Source organism: Acinetobacter sp. 22512 (genome assembly GCF_052044755.1).
GTDB classification, from domain to species: domain Bacteria; phylum Pseudomonadota; class Gammaproteobacteria; order Pseudomonadales; family Moraxellaceae; genus Acinetobacter; species Acinetobacter pittii.
In genome coordinates this window covers 35,374-55,192 of record NZ_JBQENP010000019.1, presented here as the reverse complement: position 1 = coordinate 55,192, position 19,819 = coordinate 35,374, and the positions used below count along the sequence as shown (strand labels likewise).

Genomic DNA, 19,819 nt, shown 5'->3' with positions numbered 1-19,819 from the left:
TAATAAAGCTATATGAATCAAAGTGTTAACTATATAACACTTCGTATAATGTATATTATGTTAAATAAAAGATTTGGAAACCTACCATATATAAGGCTTCGCTTCTCTATGTTGTTGCTTCACTACTAATTCTTTACTGTGATGAATACTTAGCTTGGTTAACTGTATGTGTTGTTCTAGCAAATTACTAAACGCCTAAGCTGGTTCTATTGGATGCTTATGTATTAAACCCTATTTCTAATCTTAACCAGAATAATTTTCTAGACAACTTCCTGTAAGTTGTCATTACACTTTTATATTTACCCTAGTGAGCTGAGCTACTTACAAGATGTATTTGCGACTACTGGCTGCTATACAGATTTCTTTTTCTAAATCTCCTTTTAAGCCTCAAAACTTTTAGCCTGTTAAAATTAAAAACCGAAACTCAAATTATTTTTTATGCTATTGAAATTTAAATAAAATATATTAAAAACCTCTTTACATGCTTGAAAAAAACGATATAGTGCGTGTATGCAGCTGTTCTTAAAATTTAGCTCACTTTAGATCTCTATTCATATACAACATAGCCATACCATTAAAAAAAAATAAGATGCTGATCCAAAGCTCTCTTTTGACCTTTTCTCTTTAAATTCTTATTTAAATGTCATATCTAATCTAAGCAAGATTCATAAAATAATTTTTATAATTTAAATAATGGATAATTAAATATGGATCGTTTTAAAACTATTTTACTCATTGCAAGCACATGTTTAACAACAACTATTTATGCAAAACAACAAGTCGTTTGTGTGTATGACCCCATTGGTAAATCGGGAGATGCTTTCGCTTTAGCCAAAGACTATGCACTTGAAGCTAAAAACTGGGGTGCTGATCTATCTTTAAAAGCATATGTAGATGAACGCATTGCGGCTGAAGATTTAAAAGTCGGTAAGTGTGATGGCGCTATCATTAGTGGTTTACGTGGCCGTCAGTTTAATAAATATACAGGATCTTTAGATGCAGTTGGCGCATTAACAAATATGAAAACGGCAATTAATGCCTATAAGCTGTTGTCTTCACCAATGGCCGCAAAAAACATGGTGGTAGGCCCTTACGAAATTGCAGGTTTAGGCACAATTGGTCCTGCATATTTGTTTATAAATGATAGAAGTATAAATACTCTCGCGAAGGCTGCCGGTAAAAAAATTGGGGTATTTAAATATGATGAAGCGCAACCAAAGCTTGTTCAACATGTTGGAGGTCAGGCTGTATCAGTAGACGTCACCAATGCCGGTGCAAAGTTTAATAATCATGAAATTGATATTGTGCCCGCTCCTATTGTGGCATTCAAACCTTTTGAACTACACAAAGGTTTAGGTGAGAAAGGAGCAATTGTTCGTTTTCCTTTGACTCAAATTTCAGCAAACTTCATTATTCGTAAAGATCAGTTTCCAGTAGGTTTTGGGCAAAAGTCGCGGACTTGGGTAGCCAGCCAACTCAATAGAACATTTGGTATTATTGCCAAATATGAAAGTGATATTCCTTCAAAATATTGGATGGATATTCCTAAAAATGAACAAGTAAACTATATGAAGATGATGCGCGAGGCACGTATACAACTCACCAAGGCTGGTATCTATGACCCTAAAATGATGAACTTTTTGAAAAAGGTAAGATGTAAAGAAAACCCAAGTAATTTTGAATGTGCGTTAAATGATGAATAAACACTCAAAATATATGCACATCTTATTTTAAGAGGCTCTACCCTCAGTTATTCATTTCCTCGCGGGCTTGGTGTGGTGTTTTACCCGACCACTCTTTATAAGCCCGTGTAAATGGGCTGTGCTCGGCATAACCTAACAGCTAAACATATCACTTACTAATATAGTTTCAATATTTAGATAAGTTAACTTAGTGCTATATTTGACTTAAAGCTATTATGATAAAAAGTGTTGTGCTTTTAATACCTAATTTCTAATAGAGAAAGCGTTTTATGAATGTTTCGCCAATCATTGTACTTGATTTCGAGACCACAGGAGTCAGTCCTGAGGCTGGCGATCGTATTACAGAAGTCGCGGCTTTACGTATTGTAGAAGGTGAAATCACAGAGCGTTTTGTTTCATTAATAAACTGTGGTGTAAAGGTTCCATACTACATCACAAAGTTGACTGGTATTACTCAAGATATGGTTAATCATGCTCCTTTAGTGGAAGAAGTCATTCCTTCTCTATTGGACTTTATTGGAACAGATCCTTTACTTGCTCACAATGCAGGATTTGATGAGAAATTCCTAAAAGCAGAAAGTATTCGACAGGAGTTAAGTCCATCACACAATGGACTCATTTGTTCTTTGAAACTTGCTCGCCGTATTTTACCTCATCAACCCAGTTATCGACTTGGGGCAATGGCAGACTTATTCAATATTAAGTTTAATGGCACAGCTCATCGTGCAGAAGCAGATGCTGAAGTTACGGCTCAATTATTCAACTATCTTTGTACGAATATTTGTCACACATATGGCTTCAATAGCATTGATCAAGATTTATTGTTAGCCATTAATAAACTTAGTATATCTAGAGTACCGAAATACCTAAAAAATATAGCTGCCCAATCCTTACTTCTTAAATAATAATCCATAGGCGACATTCCCTGCTAATTTACAGGTGTCCTCATAAATTTAAGATCTCTTTTTTCGACGTAAATCATGAATAGAAAATTAATCAGTACTATTATTCTCATTTCTGTATTTGGAGTTACTGCTTGTAGCAAGGCATCAAATGAACAAACAAAGGTAGATACTACTGCGAAAAGCAGTTCTCAAAACGTAAAAACTGAACTATCGGCAAGTGATAAAGCGATTTTAGATAGATACGAAACAATCACAAATGAAGTTGTGACTTCTGGTGAAGATGAAAAGATAAAACAAACTTTAGCACCTTTAATACCTGAAATTAAAAAAGTTACTGCCAAGAAACAAAGAGAAATGGCATTAATGAATATTTATATGCTGTCTGGTATGTATAAAGAGGCTTATGAGTTAAATGAACAACAGATCAAAGAGAAACCCTTGCCTCAACAGATAATGTTTAGATGTACATTGCTTGAAAAATTAAATGAGGTCAAAGTAAAAATTCAACAGTGTCACGAAGCTGCTGCCCAACTCATACAAACCGAATTGAGTAAATCGACTAGCAAAAATGATCACCAGTACCGAGATGCCGAATTTGTATATTTAACTGAAATGTATAAAGCTGGTCACACTGACTATAAAGCTAAAATGCAGAAATTTATTGATGAAACTAAGGATGTCGCATCAAAAGATAGATATAAGTCTTTGTATGATGCAGATAGAGTTAAATAAGACTCCTACTTAATTAAATAGTAGGGTCTCTTTTTTATTTTGATTTATGACGAACTAATGCACTGATTGTACTAGCGAAGACAACACATACCATCATTGTATAAATTTCTAATAATTTCAATACAGTTGAAGGAACCATCTCTTTGTTTTCTTTATATGCACCATATAAGTAATATTTTAAAGGTTCTAGATCATCCATTGATATTTTAAAATCAACACGGTGACTAATTTTATTTCTTACTTTATTCATAGCTTTAATTGATGGTATAAGTTCTTTATATGGTTCAGAAATAGGGAAATTAGATAATAAGTTTATTTTTTGAGAAAATGTTAGCTTGCAATCCCCCCAACTTAAATTCTGATATTCAAATTTCAAATACTCATCCATATAGTGTTCTATAATTAAATGACAAGATAGAAAATATCCTAATTCTTCATAGTTAATATTATCCAAACTTTTCCAAACCACCGACCCATTTGAAGTATCTTCAACTAAAGGAGGTAAACCTCTACTATTACTCATCATAAATTTTTCAAATTTTTCTCTTTCTTTAGCATTACTTTCATTTTCAGAAGACATATTTCCCCCTCATTTAAAATCCATTTAACCATTTGTTAAACATGATATTTTATCTCATGTGAAATAAGTATAAACATGAGCAAGTTTCTAATGATTATTGCCGCAATATTTGTAGAATACTAACAATGATAAATTTTCTCAACATCACTCACCACATACAATTTTTTTATAAAATGATAATCCCTCAATAGATGATTCAAATGATAGATTAGGCATAACCTGAGCTCCAATATAAGCAATTTCTTGAGCTTGCTTTAATAGACCTAAATTATATAAAGCTTGATCTACTGAACTAATTCTCACAGAATTCTGACTGCCATAGATTGCATGAAGACCAGCTAAAAGATGGCTATCTAATTGCTTAATAATATGAAGATTGTGATCTAAAATATATTTAACAGATGCCTGTGAATGACCTTCTTCAAGTAGTGCGATATGCATTTTAGTTGCACGTGCAATCATATTTACTTGTACTTCTTTTTCTAAGTTTTCTATTACACTTAATATTTCTTCACCTAAATCTTCATTACTTTTATTTGCTATAGCTTTTTTAAACCTTTCAAATTCGTCAGGTGAAAAATTCGTTAGGAATGCGGCAACCCTTTTTGCAAATCTTTTGTTCCTAAATGTACTACAGGCTTCGGCTAGAGAAAAAATACTACCAACAACAGGAATGTCTTTGACCAAGCCTTCAGGTGTAATAAAAGTATCAATAACAACTTCTAATAATTCTGCCCCAGCTTTTAAAGAATCTTTATCTACACTCATAATCTTTAATTCCATTGTTGATTAACACAGTAACTAATTTACATTCTTATAAGATTATTATAAATAAAAGTACTTCTCTTCACCTCATCCCCCTCAAAAACACCTCAACCACTCTCTCATCAACTTCATTTGAGCTTAAACGCTGAATAACGGCGCCTTCGATTAGATATAAAAACAGTTTGGCATCAGTAAAGGAAACATCGGTGTTAAGTGCTCTAAGCAGGCTATATATTTCGTTGATAAGCCATGTTCTATATCGCACGGCGGTTATGTACGCTTTTGGATGAGTCAGTTTTGTTTCAAAAATGGCTTTAAATAATAAGTAGTACAACCCGTCTAGGTCGGTGTGTAAAAGATAGAGCTTTTTGAGTTTATCGACTGCGTTTGTGTCATGGTCGTATTCAACCACTGAGACTACTTTTTCTTTTAAGCGTTCTTTTTGCACAATCAGGCAGATTTCAATCAGCCGTTCTTTAGAGTGAAAGTAGTTATAAAAAGTCGCTTTGGTCACTTCACACTCTTTCACTAGTCTGTCGATGCCGACCAGATGAAATCCGTTGTAGTGAAATAACTCAATTGATTTATTTACGACTTGTACCGCACGTGTTGGGAGAACTATTTTTGGCATATTTTTACCGTTATAAAAATTATTGTTGTATATAAATGAGATATAAAAACTGCTGCCTTTTGGGAGAAAAAAGGCACAGCAAAGCCGTAAAGACTGTGCTCAGCACATCTCAAGGTTTAATTGTCTAAGTTGTAAATAATAACGAGCTAAAGCCTGAAAAGCCTTACGGCGATCAAGCTGCGTTAAATGTTTTAAGCTGTGTTGTTATAGCTTTTGGCAATGGCTGCCAAGAAATGATGAATGTACAAAGCCAACTCCTTATATATGGAGTTCTGCCAAGACATTAGAATTATGGTGGCAGAACGGAAGTGGGTTAGCAGACTGGTTAAGACATCCAGCACACCCGTAGGTGTCCCACTCCCGTCCTACCGCTACGGGAGGGAACGAGATGTGCACGCACAAAACTATTCCTCAGAAGAAATAATCCTGATGCGGTCTTAAAACGGTCTGCTAAAACCGACTGGCAATGTAGGCCAGCCCGCAAATGGTAATCTCCAATATTTGAAGTGTCAATGTGAAATTGGCTAGAAAATATTTAAATAATTATTGTTTTTCATTTAATTACATAATTAAGGATATTCTTAAGTAATATTTACAATCTGCTTTTATATCATTAAGTTAAATTTTAAAGTTGAAAAAAATTTAAGGTTGGCTCTTGTTCTTATCAAACAAGAATGAATAAATAAAAATGACCAATTACCCTTATGCCTAACTTAAGTATTCAGTATAAAATTATGAATTAAGCGACCTATCTCACAAATTAGGCCGTGTCATATACTTAAAGTGATAAGAGCAAAAAATGACTCAAAATAAAGTTGAATTAGCAGAGAAATTGTCAAAAGAATCGCATCAAGGTCAAAAGTATGGTCCTCATGATTACTTTGATTACCATATTAAAGGTGTGGTCAATTCATTAATTGAGCACCAATTTTCAGAAGTCTATATTATTACAGCCCTTCTCCACGATAGCGTTGAGGACACGCCTCTTACCCTAGCCAAAATCGAAAGTTTATTTGGAAAAGAAGTCCGTGATGCGGTTGATGCATTAACTAAACGGGAAAGTGAAACACGCGAAGAATATTTAATTCGTTGTAGTTCGAATCCAATCGCTCGAGTTGTAAAACTTCATGACGCAGCCTTTAATGCGCATAACTCACATAAGGACAATAATCACTCACGTGTCGATTATTATCTTCAAACCATGCTAATTGTTTCAACGGCGCAAGATAAGTTGGGCTAAAGGGTCAAATTCACTAGGTTCATTAAATCCAAAACGTTTTATCTTGATTTTGTAACTTAATCAAAATCATCATGAGAAAAGACTCTTGCTCTAGCGAACATTCACCATTTTGCGCATATATTTGCTCAATCCTATTTAACATTCCTAAGAATTGAGCAAATTTTTGCGCATTAATGATCTACGGCGAAATTATCTAAGGGTTAAATACGCCCAACTTCTAAGTACGGAATCAGGTTTTTATCAAAATGTGGTCTTGGGTCACCTTCATAACTAATAAAACCATGCATTCCTGTTAAACGCTCACCTTTATAAAACTGGTTTAACTGATAGCGCGGGTCTTTGTGTGAAAGCGTAAAGCTCACCACACCAACACCCTGCTGTTTTGACTTGTTATAGGCATCTTCAAGCATTTTATGATGCAAAGCTAAATCTTGTGGATGACACATAAGCGTATGCAGCACATGGTATTGAATAGAGTCGCCGAGTTTAGGCAAACGCATGCCCTTAGTAATTGGAGTCAACAAGTTATAAACGGGTCTAAAAACTCCAATGACCGAACTGTAATGCAAAATTTTAGTTTGCTTAATACTGTGCTGATCCCATAAACCAAACATGCCCACTAGTTTTTCACCTTTAAAGTAAAGTGAAAAGTCTGAGAGTTTTATTCCTGAAAAATACCGATGCCCTTGGGCCAGTTCTTCAAAGTTATAGGCAGGAATAAAGTTATAAAACTCGGCCATGTCGCTAATAAATTGGTTCATCGCTTCAACATGCTGAGCTTCGGCAACACATGTACGGATCTCTTGAATGTCACTCTGCTGAGAACTCTGCTTTAAAAAAGCCGTGATTTTTCTTTTTGCACCTGTACTCGTCAGACTGAGTGTCTCGATAAGCCCTTCATCATAATAATCGGGCATACCCGTTTTGCCTGTTTGGATGGCAGCCCGCGCGGCATGGTTATCATCAAAAATAATCATTTGGCTATAGTTCGGTTCATGCATGGTCTGTTTTACATGCTTTGCCAGAACTTTTACCAGTGATTTACCACGGTAGTTATGATCTACCCGTAAATCACCCGCATAACGTAAGTTTTGAATGTTCCGATCGACATAACAAGGGCGGTAACCATTGCTATAACAAGCGACATTTTTTTGACTCTCGGTGTCTTCAATCACCACATGCAGTTTATGTCGATAGACAATATCAGACGCTTGAAAATAACTAGGTTCGCGCTGAAAGCTAATTTGTATGCCTTTAGTGGTCATCGGTACGGCGATTAAATCTCTTAAAGCCTGATCATCTGCCAAAGTCGCTTCACGGGTAATGAGTGTATTGTCAGCAAGTGGTGGATTTGTTTTATTCATTATTCACCTGTTGTGCAGTCTGAACGGGAACCAAGTTATTTAAACGGCCCATTTGGTCGAGTAGCTGATAGACAAACACCACTTCGTCTTGGTCATTTACTGTTTTTTGGGTTTGTGCATCGAGTAGCTTTTGCTCTGTATTGAGCAAATCAAATGTAGTTTTGGTGCCAACATCAAACTCTTTACGTGTGTAGACAAAGGCAATAGACGCAGCCTCTATGGCATTTGCCAATGCTTCTTTATTTTGTCGGATCGTTTGAAGCTGCGCATAGGTGGTACGGGTACGCTTATTCAAGTCCAGCTCAAGACTTCGAATTTTTTGCGCAGCCAAATCGATATCGGCCTGTGCTTTTCTGACGTTGGCCCGATTTAAACCATCGTCATAAAGCGGTACATTGAGCTGCACCCCAACCATATAGTTATTACTTTCAGAACCAATATAACTCGCTTCATCTTGCTTTCCGGCACGACTGGTCAGCATGACCGTAGGCCACAGTTCGCGTTTAGTTAAAGCATATTGTTTTTCGGCAGCCTGCTTTTCATATTTAGCCCGCATTAACGCCGGGTGGTTCTTGGTTTGAGCCAATATTTCATCTAGGTTAGCGGGAATAGGAGGTAATTGATTGATTGGAACAAGGTTGTCAGGTGTTGTACCTGTCACTTGGTAAAACTGTGCTTCACTTACAGTTAAGTTAGATTGAGCTTGTGTGATATCGGCTTGGCCTTGAGCAACTTGCGCCAAAACCTGAGCCAAGTCCGCACGGGTAATCATTCCCACGTCAAAACGGCGCTTTGACTCATATAAAGACCGTTGCAGATTTGCCATGGTCTTTTGTCTAAGTTCTAAAATCGCTTTCTTTTTTAGTACATCGGTATAGACCATTACGGTATTTAAAATGGTTTCAGATCGTTGATCTGACAAACCTTGATTTTGTGCAGAAAGCTGACTTTCGGCAACATCTATTCCTAAACGGTGTCGACCAGAGGTATAAATCGGATAATCTGCCTGTAATTGCAAACTTCGACCTTTACGGTTTCCTTCGGTTGGAAACAGGACGTGTGAAGGCGTATCTATTCTTTCATAGTCCAGTTGACCAACTAAATTGACTTTAAGTCCATCACGCTGTTTAGCCTGTTCAAGCACAGCGGTGGACTGATTCACACTTAAACGGCTCACTTCAAGCTGACTTTCATGCCTTAAACTGGCATATAAAGCCTCGTCTAAAGTCATGGCATGTGTGTTCGACACCAACAACACGCCTAGATACAAGGCGTGTCGAAGTGTTAAAAACCGAGTATTAAATGGCTTCATCCCTTTCATAGTTGTTCCAAACTATTGAGGGTGACTTTTTTGAGTGGCTCAGGCTTGATATTGCCTTCGATAATGCCATCAAACATGACCAGTTGCTTATACGCATTCCAGCCATTATTGGCCTGACGAATTTGAGGCTGGTCGAGCTGCCCCAAGTTTCGAGCAAGTTCATAATGGAAGTTTTGACGCAAAATACTGTCGATATATTCATTGCTAATGCTGTGATGAATGTCGCCTTCAAAAAGCACGCAATAAAATGGTTTAACCTGTTGTTGAGTATCAATCGCCAGTAAAGAAATCGCTTTTGACTCGGTTTCATTCAACTGAGACAACAACTGTTGAGCTGTTTCAGGCGCGAGTTTTTCACCGACCAGATCGACCCCAAAACGGCGGCCTTGGAACTCAAAACACGGAATTTGCTCTATAAAGCCTGTTACCCGTAAGCAATCATCTAGACAGTAACGAAGTAAGCCATTGCCAGAGGTAATCAGCGGGCTGACCACATCACCTTGTTTAAGTTGCCACGACGGAATAATTTGACCTTGTTTATCGCCTTCTAAATATTCAAATTCATAGAAGTGACTTTGATAGGCCAGCGGGTATTGGTCGTTATAGGGAATAGTCACTACACCTTCCGTCGCCCATAAACCTTTTCCTTCAAACTGAACACTGGGTAATTTCTCTTTTAATTTCTCCGCCCAAGCTTTTGAACCTGCAGTGTCCCAACTCGACACTAAACTTAACTTTGGCCAGAGCTTTTTAAAGTCGATCTGTGTGCCGTTTGAACTTGCAATTAAGGCTTGAGCACTTTCAGAGCTACGCGGCGCAGTCACTTCTTTTAATGAAGCCTGACGGTTACCCCATGAACCACTTTGTAAAACCTCAATCACGTCTTGTTGCAATGCCTCTAAACGTTCGAGCAATTGCAGCGCAAACGTTGGACTCCACACCGAAATCATGGCTAAGTTACGGTTTGCGACCAAATAACAAATGGTGGCAAACAGTGCATCGTCAGCATTTGCTGCAAAAGCAACGTTACTTGGAACCGCTTGAGTAAACTTAGACAAAATTCGCTTACCTACACCAAGTAGCGCACTATCGTCATTTAGGTTTTTATCTTTTAAAACTTCACGTTGGCTTTCAGGCAACCATGACACCGACCAATAATGTGTGCCCGAGCTGAGCTGAGGGCATTTGCGGTATAAACTCGCCATCCACGGCGCAATCGCATGATCAAGTTCATCTAAAAACAGCTTGGTGTATGGAATAAACTTAATTTGTTCGCTCGAACCACTAGTCGGCTGAAAACGAACCAGTTTACTGCTCGAGAGTGAAAGCTTTTGTTCACGGTAACGCTGAATGTCTTCTCGCCATGCGCCGTAACGTGTTGCAGGAAATGCTTTTACAAACTGCTCATAGTTTTGAACTTTCTTATCTCGGGCAAAGGTAGAGGTCTGTAATATCGAATGCAAAATTTGACGTTGCGTGGTCTCTAAGGCATTAAACTGTTTTTGAAAATTGCGGTCAGATGCATCACACCATTTTTTTAAAATAAGATGCGAACCCAAAGTTAGCCATTCATTAGTTTTCATTGGATGGCCTCTCTACGTTTTGTTTTATGGGTTACGCATGCTTCAAACTTTCCTTTACTGGTCGGTTTAGTCATCAGCTTCACAGGGAAACGGGCTATGTCTTTCCAACCAAGACGACCAATACACGGCAGTTCTGTACCAGCTTTCCATGTCGGATTTTTTTGTTCAAAGAAATGAATATTTGGGTTCTTCTCTCTCATTTCGGCAGTAATTGGTGCGACTTCACCTTTTAATGGTTGATAGTCATCGCCAAAATTTAAAAGGCCAGCTTCACGGTCGTAGTACTCCCCAAAGAATTTTTCACAATAGTGCTCAACGACTTCCGAAAGATGCTGGTTTTCGTCTTTAATATTTGGGTAATACACATAGTAGTTATTGGCAAGTAAGAGATAAGTTTTATAGCCTTTAGAAATGAGTAACCAATAGAGTTCGTTAAATGGATATTTGATTCGAAGCTTAATCATCAGTTTGAGCATGGTACTTTGCAGACTACGCGTGCCCCAAAACTTCTTCAAAATGACCGTATCACCGCTAAATAACACGGTGTAGTCCTTACCGTTTAAATAGAAATGCTGCACCACCACAGTCGAGAAACCGACAATCTCATTTGTTTCCGAATCAAAAATTAAGATCGCACCGCTTTTATTTTGGAAATCATCTACGAAAATAGAAAATCTCGTATTTTCATAATACTGTTCGTAAATGGAATACATCACTTTTAATCGCTCAGTATCGATTTGCTCTTTTTCAAAATATTGACCATAAGTCGTGTTTTTCAGGTTCAATTTTGAAATTAGTTTATACGTTGTATTAATCATAATCCTTTAACCTTCCACCTCTAATTTGTGAGTTCCCCGATCTCATCAACCGATTTTAGAAAACTCAGATCAATGTTCTTTTTCTATGAAGGGATACGTTTTGATATGCCCTATTGTTTTTCATTCTTTGAAAGCTGCCTTTATTTTTTAATATCTACATATTCATTTTCTTCCCCCGATCCATAAAGATGGTTAAAAATGCGGTCACAAACATAATGATTGCGAGCATCCGTAATAAATCATTGAAGCTAGAGGTCAGTGCCTGAAAATGAATGTCGCGGTAAATCACACTCAGCGCGATTTGCTGAGCATTTGCACCGACTTCCTGATATTGCGCCGTGAGTTGGTCGAGTCTTTCTGTAAAAATCCAGTTTTGCGGTGTCATCCCCTGATTAATCTGGGTGACATGAAGCGCAGTGAGCCAATCTAAAGATGAGTTAATGAGAGCTAGTCCAACCGCGCCGCCAATATTACGCATCAGGTTATAAATACCGCTGGCATCGGCTACTTTACTCAGCGGCAAAGTGCTCATGGCTAAATGCGAAACCACAATCAGGCAGATCATGAGACCAATACCACGGTAAATTTGCGGCCAAAACATAAAGTCGTAATCGCTATGAATGCTGAGGTGTGAATTAAGCCAAACACCAAAGCCAGCCAGAATCATTCCAACAAATACGGTTTTTCGGGTATCAAAATTGGGGATGAGCCACGCAAGGAACGGCGCAAAACAGAACATGACAATGCCTGTCACCATCATGACGTGACCAATTTGGCTACTGTTCATTTCACGGACTTGCCCAAGAAACACGGGAATCATGTAACCCAAGCCATACAGCGCCATGCCAATCACAAAAGTCGTGATAGCACTTAAGGTAAAATTTTTGTTTTTAAATACGGACAAATCGAGCAAAGGCTTTGGCTGGGTAAAACTTCTAGAGAAGAAAATCATGCCACCCACAACGCAGATCATAAACGCTACTCGAACACCTGTGTCTACAAGCCAGTCATGCCGTGCGCCTTCATCAAGGAAATATTCAAGTCCACCCAAAAACATCGCCATACCAATCAGGCTAAACCAGTCCATGCTTTTAATGAGTGAGTAGTTGGCACGGTCGATATTAGGGCCTGAGTAAATGACCGTAGCAATGATGATGCCTGGAATAATATTGATCAGGAACATCCAGTGCCACGAAAAGTTATTTGTGAGCCAACCGCCAATGGTTGGGCCGATGGCCGGCCCCAAAGTGCTGATCATCCCAAACATCACCAAAGGCAATGAGCGCTTTGGTTCTGGAAAAAGTAAGTACAACGCCGTCATGGAGGTCGGAATCATGCCGCCGCCCATAAAACCTTGGATGCCACGGAACACTAATAAACTTTCTAAGTTCCATGCCAAGGCACAAAGTAAAGAACTGACCGTAAACCCAATTGCACAGATGGTGTAATAGACCCGTGTTGAAAGCACCCGCGAGACAATACTCGACATGGGAATTGCAATAATCTCGGCAATTAAATAAACCGTTTGCACCCAAGTGACTTCATAACGACTTGCACTCATACCAGCTTGAACTTCGTTTAGAGAACTCGCCACAATCTGAATATCAAGAATCGCCATGAAGTTGCCAAAAATCATGGCAGCAAAAATTGCCCATGCAGTTTTTGCTGGGAATCTCCACTCGGCCTCAAGGTGCTTATTCATTTGTTATTACCTAAAATTTTATTATTAAGTTCTTAGGTCAACGGTGGCACTCACCGACATTCCGGGTTTTATCAAATCAATATGTGGGCTTGAATCTATGGCAATACGCACAGGAATACGCTGAACAACCTTGTTAAAGTTGCCTGTGGCATTGTCTGGTGGCATGAGTGAAAAAGTTGCGCCTGAAGCTGGTGAAAAGCTTTCAATTTTTCCGGTATAGGTCAGGCTTGGGTAGGCATCAAGTTTTAATTTAACTTTCTGACCAATATGCATTTTTTCAATTTGGGTTTCTTTGAAGTTCGCTTGTACATACAAACTATTTTCAGGAATGATCGCCATTAAGCGGGTTTGCGGAGAAACACGTGAACCTTTCTGGATTGCAAGGCTACCGACCTTACCGTTTACAGGACTGACCACTTTGGATGAAGCCAAATCGACCTGATACAGGTTTAAGTTTGCATTGGCACTTTGAATATCTGCTAGAAGCTGCGCTCGACTCGCTTGTAAACTCCCCAACTGAGCTTCTGCCGCATTTACGGCGGCTTGCGCTTTGCTGAGTTGAGCTTGCGCCGTTAAATATTGAGACTGAACCCCTTCAAAGTTTTGTCGGGTAATCACCCCATCTTTTAATAAATCTTGATAACGCTCAAACTCTTTTCTTAAACGAGTTAAATCAGCTTGTGCTGCCACTACGCCACTATGAGCTTCAATAATTGAAGACTTGGCAGACTTTTCATTTTGTTGTTGTACACCCAGTGCAGCTTCTTTCAAGCTGACTACTGAACGAGCTTGATCATAACGAGCTTGATAATCGCGGTGATCTAATACTGCTAAAGTTTCCCCTTTTTTTACTACCTGATTATCGTTAATTAATAACTCCATCACTTCGCCTGAAATCTTTGGCATCACCCAAGTGACATCGGCTTGCACATAAGCATTATCCGTAGATTGATAGAATCGATATACAAAAAAATAATATAAGATACCAGCAACTAAAAATAACAGTAGGACACTAAAAACACCCCAAGTTATTTTCTTTCGACTTTGGAAATTAGTATCAGTTTCTAGCTGAGCTACGTTATCCATATTCATTCCGCTTATTTGTAATATTCGATTTTTTATTTAAGTCAATAAAACTATTGATTTCTTTTTTACGTAACTTTTCACTTGGTTTTATTCAATGAATCGTGACATCGTAAAATTTGGTGCAAATTATGGTTCTTAAGTGAATTAAATATCATTGACCTCTTTGCCAGATATTTTTTCTATTTATGTCAATAAAGCAAGTTATATAAACTATGTTTAAAAATTATGTAATTTTATATTTTTTCAAATAACCGCTTATAAAAACAGCTTAAATAAATAAAAATTATCATTAAAATTCAAACAATTACTACAGTTGGAGTTATTTAAAAAAATCTTACATATAAAGAGATTTATTTCACTAGTATTAAAGATTAACTTTCCATTTGTATTAATTAAGTAGAATTATTTAAAGATCTATGTAACCGCTAAATAGTTATGGAGAAATTTTATAATATTAATAGAAGGATAAAATATAAATATTCTGGCTTAGTCAAAATAGTAAAAAAGCGCTTATAAACAGACTATTCCGACAACTTTTGATTAATTATATTAAGTAAAATAATATAGAATCGCCCAACCCCAACCCAACATACACCTAAGAACCCCAATATTATTAAAAAACAAAATTAATGTTAAAAAAGAGTTACTTTTAACTCTTTTTTATTTAGGAATTAGACAATTTACGGATCATTTTTTACTGATTTAAAGCACTAAAAATTTCTTCTAAAGTTACTCCAATCGCAAGTATTTCACTATCCTGATGAGGTAAACCATCGATTTCCAACCCAATTGGTAGTTTCGATTTCACTCCCTTTCCAATGGGTAAACTCAGCCCTGGTAATCCGATATTACTGCCGGGGTCTGTATTTCGAATGAGTGTTTGGAAATTCTCAATTGAACTGACTTGTTCGTTTGCGAGTGGCGCAACAATCGGCGACGTCGGCAATAATAAAGCATGTAAGTTATGTGCTTTAAATGTGTTTTGGTAGAGTTCAAGCAATTGAGGACGCGCTTCACTGATGGCCTTTTCATAAAAAGGTAAAACAGGAACAAGTTGCCCAGTCTGATCTTGAATTAATTGGGGAAGAATATTCTGTTTAAAAATTGCCTGAACATCTGGGCTTGAGATTTGATCAACTACAGTCTCTAAGGTGAGGTCTATATGATGAAGTTTTAAATATTGAATAAGATCATATTTACCTTCATAGATGACTATAGGAAAAGAAATAGCGTGATTAAGTTGTTCTAAATTCGGCATATCGACAGGAATAATTTCGACTCCCGCATCTTTTAACAACCCAAGCGCAATATGCGCCTGCTCATGAACCTCTTCATCTAAATGATTCCAAAAATATGGATGGATACCGAACCTAATTTGATGAGGCTGTAATGGTTCTTTCTTTGGCTCTTGAGTAATAAGCTGATCAATTAAGATAATGTCAGATACTGTGTGTGCAATAGGGCCAGCTGTATCGCGAGTATGTGAAATTGGGGTAATACTGTCTTGTGAATATCGTCCTACCGTGGGACGAAAGCCGACACAACCATTTAAAGCACTTGGTAAACGAATCGAAGCACCCGTATCTGTTCCAATCGAAATTGGAACCATTCCCGCTGCTACGGCCACAGCACTACCTGACGAAGACCCGCCAGCAATATGCAATGGATTTACGGCATTTCGTGTACCCACAACGCCTTCAATATGCATGGCAGTATTATAACCAGTTACCCCAAAGGCCAATTCGTGCATATTGGTTTTACCAACAATAATCGCGCCGTGATCAATAAGTTTTTGAATAATCGGTGCAGAGCTTTGAGGTTTAAAATCAGCTAAAGCTGGTGTGCCTGCACTATTCGGGAAACCTACAACATGAATATTATCTTTAACCGCAATTAAAATACCCATTAAAGCTGGACATGTTTTTCCACTAAGCAGGTATTTATCCCAATATTGAGCTTGTTGAATTGCTGAAGCTTTATCTGTGCTAATAAATGCATTTAAAGACTGTTGTTTTTCAATAGAATCGAAGTAATGATGCACAAGCTCTTCACAAGATATTTTTCTTTCATGAATCAATTGAGTAATGACATTAACTGAAGCATTTGCTAAACCCTGTAATTCAATCCAATTATCTTTTTCAACTGCATTTGACATGATGACTTAAAATCCATTTAAGTTGTGATCTTAAGAACTTAGTACAAATTGCTAATTCATTCGCATCCTCAAAATTGAGGATTGTTTTTGTTTTAATGTTGAATGAGTAAAGCCATTTCAGTGCGATTATTACAGCCTATTTTTCTCATAGAATTATTCAGATGGGTTCTTAATGTGGTAAAGCTGATATCAAGTAAATTTGCCACCTCTTTATCATTTAAACCTTTAGAGACTAAATGAACCACTTCTTGTTCTCGTGGAGTCAGAGCATATTGTGTAGATAAATCAATGGGTAAGGCTTGACTAAAATAAGGTTCGAGTAGATTTAATATTCTTTTTTCACGCTCACCAAACATGTCAGCGTCTTTTGCACGCCAAATACGTAAATCGCCAATATCTATACCATTTCGGACAAAATAAATATTTATGCCGTGATACAAACCATAGGCTCTCAAAAACTCATTGTAATAGCTGGTTTTTTTAAGGTCAGTAAGAGGCATGACCTCATTTACAAATGTCGGTTTCTGGAGTTTATGAAGCTGTGCCGTAATGGGATCATCAAATTGCCAAATGCTTTCATAGTCCTCCATCGCTTTTGGGTCGATTTTCCATATCACACCTTCTCTCGATAAATTATGCGTTGAATCCCAAATATAAGACGCGGCAAAATCAGCACGCAACAAAATGGCAATATCTGCAATGATATTTTCACGTAAATTATATTGCCCTTTGCCTGAGCCAAGTTTCCATAATATTTCAGAAAACAATGTAAACTCAGATGGGCTGAAATCCTTTTCTAAAAGTGCAGTCATCGTCTACCTATTTAACGAAATCCATCGAATTTTAAGAAGATTGGTTAAGTGCTTCCTTTGAGCTTAATACCAATCCCATCCTTTTCTATAGCATATCTATTTTTTGATTTGGTAGGTAATAGCTATATTTTGTTCGTAAAAATATTAATTTTCTAGTTTTTATATCTTCATTATATAAAAAGCCCACCGAAGTGAGGCTATCCTTTAACAATCAATTTCAACAGAATATTTCATTCATTTAGAAAGTGATATCCTCTAAGATATTTTATTTTTCAGTAGCTAAAATTGAATACATCTATAAACTAATTGCGTCTTTATATGGTACTCTTTTAACTATTGCTATGCCTCTTGTGAAATTACTTGTCTAATAGATACAGAAGGGTTCGATCAACTTTTCTCTCTTTTCTTTTTTGCTCAAGTTCCTGTTGATATTCTTCTTCTGAAATTACTTTTCTATTAGGTGTAGATTCAATATATGGTGAATACCCCCTATTATTAGCATACTTATTTTCTCTGTAATATTGTGATTTATCATAATCAGTCATATTCGCCGTTTGGAATAGAGCGTCATTACCTCGCTCTGCCCTTTTAAAAATTTGATTTGTACGATCTATTTTTTGTTGATTTGATAACTCAAAAAAATCAACTTTCTCACGACTGTTATTCTTTCGAACTCCTTCATCTTTAGCAATTAAGATAGAAGGTTTTTTTTTCGAAAAAATCATCAGCACTGTACACTGGGCCAATAATCAATAAACTTATAAAAATTAATAATATTCTACCCATAAAATTCTTGTGCCCATTATAAAATATTGGAATACGTAAATATTATATAAATTTAATAAAAAATCTATTGTCCTGCATCTTATTCTTTTGTTTTTTTCTTTACTTCTAAATAAACTCGTTAAGGTTATAGAATCAATAAAAAAGCCCGCCTATGCGAGCTTTTCAAAACGAAATCTTTTTATTTTTCAATTTTAGAATTTATATTGACTCATCAATAAGCTCACCAGATAAATATTTATTGAAAATTTTTTGTCTAAAGCGACTGATCATCATTTCATTTTCAAAGTCATTTTCTTTGATATTTTCCTTATAAACTTAAATTAAAATTTTATTCATGACTGTTTCAAATGCGGATTTTACTCTTTCAGAATTATATTTACGTATTCCCATGAATTTTCTGAGTGCTTCTTTTTCCTGACTTAAGGTTACACCTGCTTGTCTCCTTTCCATAACTTTTACTGTTTGGACGCTTATATTTTCACACGATGTTTGAAGGCTAGGAGTATCAGAATATGCCATACAGCCATTTGAAGCGATGATACAAGTTAATAATAAATATCTTTTCATTTTTTAATATAATAAATTAACTTAAAGCATATTACCAAAATAAATCAGATATTTATAAACAAAAAATCCCATCTTTCCATGAGCTTTTAAATATCTTACGTGATCTTTATTTATACTTCGACCACTGTAACGCAAAAAAAGAATTTACCCTGTAAAGGTTCAAATAGGCTTAAAGATTCAAAAACGTTAACACGTATTTATCAGCTTTCGATATACTGAGCAGAAATTATTTATGAAGATAAAAAATAACTCTCTTCATCAATTCACATAAAGAGAATTCCATAGATGAATAAAATCCTCCTATCCATCCTTTTATTATCGTTATCAGGCTGTGCTGTTTTAATTCCTCCCGCTTATAATCCTGGTGCGGTCATGTCACATTTCAGAGAAGGACAAGCGAGTAAAGACTCCTTCTATGTCAGCTATAAAGGTGACCGTGGTAGTTCACCAGAACAAGCAAGAGATTTTGTAGTTCTACGTGGTGCGGAGTTAGTCATGCAAAACGATTTTCGCTACTTTAAAATTCCTAAAATGAATCAAGGTACTCTTGTGACCTCAAACTATCAAATTGCTTCTGGAGTAAGAAATGATACCTATCAACCTATAGTTGAAGCTCAAATTGTAGGAGTCAAAGATCCTGAAGCAGATACTGAAGTCTTAGATGCTATTAAGGTAGCGAAAGCCTTAAGAATTAAATATCGACTCAACTATAAATTGACGCCTTTAGAGCTAAAATATAGTCACTAATTTCGTGATTAAGAATAGTTATTAGATAGCTATTTATATGCTTATGAAATCTGTAGAAGTCGTTGCCGCAGTCATCCAGCAGCAGGATAAAGTTTAATGTGCCCTTAAAGGCGAGCATAAGTATCCCTATTTATCGAATAAGTATGAATTCCCGGGCGGCAAAGTCAATGATGAGATTAAATCACTAAATCAAAAAGCATATGAGAATAAAAAGAAGTTACCCTATTTTGTAGCATTTAAAATTCCTGTTGAATAAAGCATTAATCATATTGATATATTTGATCCAAAGAAAAATATCCAACAGTACAACTTTTGCAATCAA

The 19,819-nt window shown here is 36.7% G+C and carries 16 protein-coding genes and 3 pseudogenes; 6 read left to right on the top strand and 13 right to left on the bottom strand.

Annotated elements, in window-relative coordinates; translation table 11 throughout:
• Nucleotides 1-707 precede the first annotated feature (707 nt).
• Complete coding sequence (gene adeT1 / locus ACTJJG_RS16055) at nucleotides 708-1,703, top strand: putative multidrug efflux protein AdeT1 (RefSeq protein WP_372552508.1); 996 nt, start codon at nucleotides 708-710, stop codon at nucleotides 1,701-1,703.
• Nucleotides 1,704-1,746: 43 nt separating this feature from the next.
• Here adeT1 and ACTJJG_RS16050 read toward each other — a convergent pair.
• Nucleotides 1,747-1,842: pseudogene (locus ACTJJG_RS16050) on the bottom strand (hypothetical protein); the annotation flags it as partial.
• Between the two features lie 130 nt (nucleotides 1,843-1,972).
• Here ACTJJG_RS16050 and ACTJJG_RS16045 point away from each other — a divergent pair.
• On the top strand, nucleotides 1,973-2,608 hold the full coding sequence (locus ACTJJG_RS16045; RefSeq protein WP_372552507.1) for a 3'-5' exonuclease: 636 nt from the start codon (nucleotides 1,973-1,975) through the stop codon (nucleotides 2,606-2,608).
• Between the two features lie 75 nt (nucleotides 2,609-2,683).
• The gene (locus ACTJJG_RS16040; RefSeq protein WP_372552506.1) at nucleotides 2,684-3,340 is read left to right on the top strand and encodes a hypothetical protein; all 657 of its coding nucleotides are present in this window, start codon (nucleotides 2,684-2,686) and stop codon (nucleotides 3,338-3,340) included.
• A gap of 34 nt (nucleotides 3,341-3,374) precedes the next feature.
• Here the strand turns inward: ACTJJG_RS16040 and ACTJJG_RS16035 are convergent, their stop codons facing one another.
• The 3 genes from ACTJJG_RS16035 to ACTJJG_RS16025 form a co-directional block, all read right to left on the bottom strand.
• Nucleotides 3,375-3,920, bottom strand: a complete 546-nt coding sequence (locus ACTJJG_RS16035; RefSeq protein ID WP_000093651.1) for a hypothetical protein — start codon at nucleotides 3,918-3,920, stop codon at nucleotides 3,375-3,377.
• 144 nt (nucleotides 3,921-4,064) lie between these two features.
• Complete coding sequence (locus ACTJJG_RS16030; protein WP_372552505.1) at nucleotides 4,065-4,688, bottom strand: hypothetical protein; 624 nt, start codon at nucleotides 4,686-4,688, stop codon at nucleotides 4,065-4,067.
• A gap of 79 nt (nucleotides 4,689-4,767) precedes the next feature.
• Entirely contained in the window at nucleotides 4,768-5,316 is a 549-nt protein-coding gene (locus ACTJJG_RS16025; RefSeq protein WP_440608977.1) for a TetR/AcrR family transcriptional regulator, read from the bottom strand.
• Between the two features lie 799 nt (nucleotides 5,317-6,115).
• On the opposite strand from ACTJJG_RS16025, the gene ACTJJG_RS16020 reads away from it, so the two are divergent.
• Nucleotides 6,116-6,556, top strand: a complete 441-nt coding sequence (locus ACTJJG_RS16020) for an HD domain-containing protein (RefSeq protein WP_372552504.1) — start codon at nucleotides 6,116-6,118, stop codon at nucleotides 6,554-6,556.
• A 200-nt stretch (nucleotides 6,557-6,756) separates the two neighbouring features.
• Here the strand turns inward: ACTJJG_RS16020 and ACTJJG_RS16015 are convergent, their stop codons facing one another.
• The 9 genes and pseudogenes from ACTJJG_RS16015 to ACTJJG_RS15975 form a co-directional block, all read right to left on the bottom strand.
• Nucleotides 6,757-7,920 carry a hypothetical protein gene (locus ACTJJG_RS16015; RefSeq protein ID WP_372552503.1) on the bottom strand — a complete coding sequence of 388 codons (1,164 nt, stop codon included), beginning with the start codon at nucleotides 7,918-7,920 and terminating at the stop codon, nucleotides 6,757-6,759.
• On the bottom strand, nucleotides 7,913-9,241 hold the full coding sequence (locus ACTJJG_RS16010; RefSeq protein ID WP_372552502.1) for a TolC family protein: 1,329 nt from the start codon (nucleotides 9,239-9,241) through the stop codon (nucleotides 7,913-7,915). The genes ACTJJG_RS16015 and ACTJJG_RS16010 overlap by 8 nt, the downstream gene beginning before the upstream one ends.
• Nucleotides 9,238-10,824, bottom strand: coding sequence for a GH3 family domain-containing protein (locus ACTJJG_RS16005; protein WP_372552500.1), 1,587 nt, complete (start codon nucleotides 10,822-10,824; stop codon nucleotides 9,238-9,240). The genes ACTJJG_RS16010 and ACTJJG_RS16005 overlap by 4 nt, the downstream gene beginning before the upstream one ends.
• On the bottom strand, nucleotides 10,821-11,609 hold the full coding sequence (locus ACTJJG_RS16000; RefSeq protein ID WP_171071499.1) for a hypothetical protein: 789 nt from the start codon (nucleotides 11,607-11,609) through the stop codon (nucleotides 10,821-10,823). The genes ACTJJG_RS16005 and ACTJJG_RS16000 overlap by 4 nt, the downstream gene beginning before the upstream one ends.
• Before the next feature lie 187 nt (nucleotides 11,610-11,796).
• Nucleotides 11,797-13,344, bottom strand: a complete 1,548-nt coding sequence (locus tag ACTJJG_RS15995; protein WP_372552499.1) for a DHA2 family efflux MFS transporter permease subunit — start codon at nucleotides 13,342-13,344, stop codon at nucleotides 11,797-11,799.
• A 24-nt stretch (nucleotides 13,345-13,368) separates the two neighbouring features.
• A complete protein-coding gene (locus tag ACTJJG_RS15990) occupies nucleotides 13,369-14,430 on the bottom strand; it encodes an HlyD family secretion protein (protein ID WP_086398730.1) in 1,062 nt (353 codons plus the stop codon).
• Between the two features lie 694 nt (nucleotides 14,431-15,124).
• On the bottom strand, nucleotides 15,125-16,585 hold the full coding sequence (gene iaaH, locus ACTJJG_RS15985; RefSeq protein WP_372552498.1) for an indoleacetamide hydrolase: 1,461 nt from the start codon (nucleotides 16,583-16,585) through the stop codon (nucleotides 15,125-15,127).
• A 92-nt stretch (nucleotides 16,586-16,677) separates the two neighbouring features.
• A complete protein-coding gene (locus ACTJJG_RS15980) occupies nucleotides 16,678-17,397 on the bottom strand; it encodes a response regulator transcription factor (protein WP_372552497.1) in 720 nt (239 codons plus the stop codon).
• Nucleotides 17,398-17,753: 356 nt separating this feature from the next.
• Nucleotides 17,754-18,183 (bottom strand): annotated as a pseudogene (locus ACTJJG_RS15975) (hypothetical protein).
• An 852-nt stretch (nucleotides 18,184-19,035) separates the two neighbouring features.
• On the opposite strand from ACTJJG_RS15975, the gene ACTJJG_RS15970 reads away from it, so the two are divergent.
• The gene (locus ACTJJG_RS15970; RefSeq protein ID WP_439711775.1) at nucleotides 19,036-19,497 is read left to right on the top strand and encodes a CC0125/CC1285 family lipoprotein; all 462 of its coding nucleotides are present in this window, start codon (nucleotides 19,036-19,038) and stop codon (nucleotides 19,495-19,497) included.
• A 43-nt stretch (nucleotides 19,498-19,540) separates the two neighbouring features.
• Nucleotides 19,541-19,672 (top strand): annotated as a pseudogene (locus ACTJJG_RS15965) ((deoxy)nucleoside triphosphate pyrophosphohydrolase); the annotation flags it as partial.
• Nucleotides 19,673-19,819 lie beyond the last annotated feature (147 nt).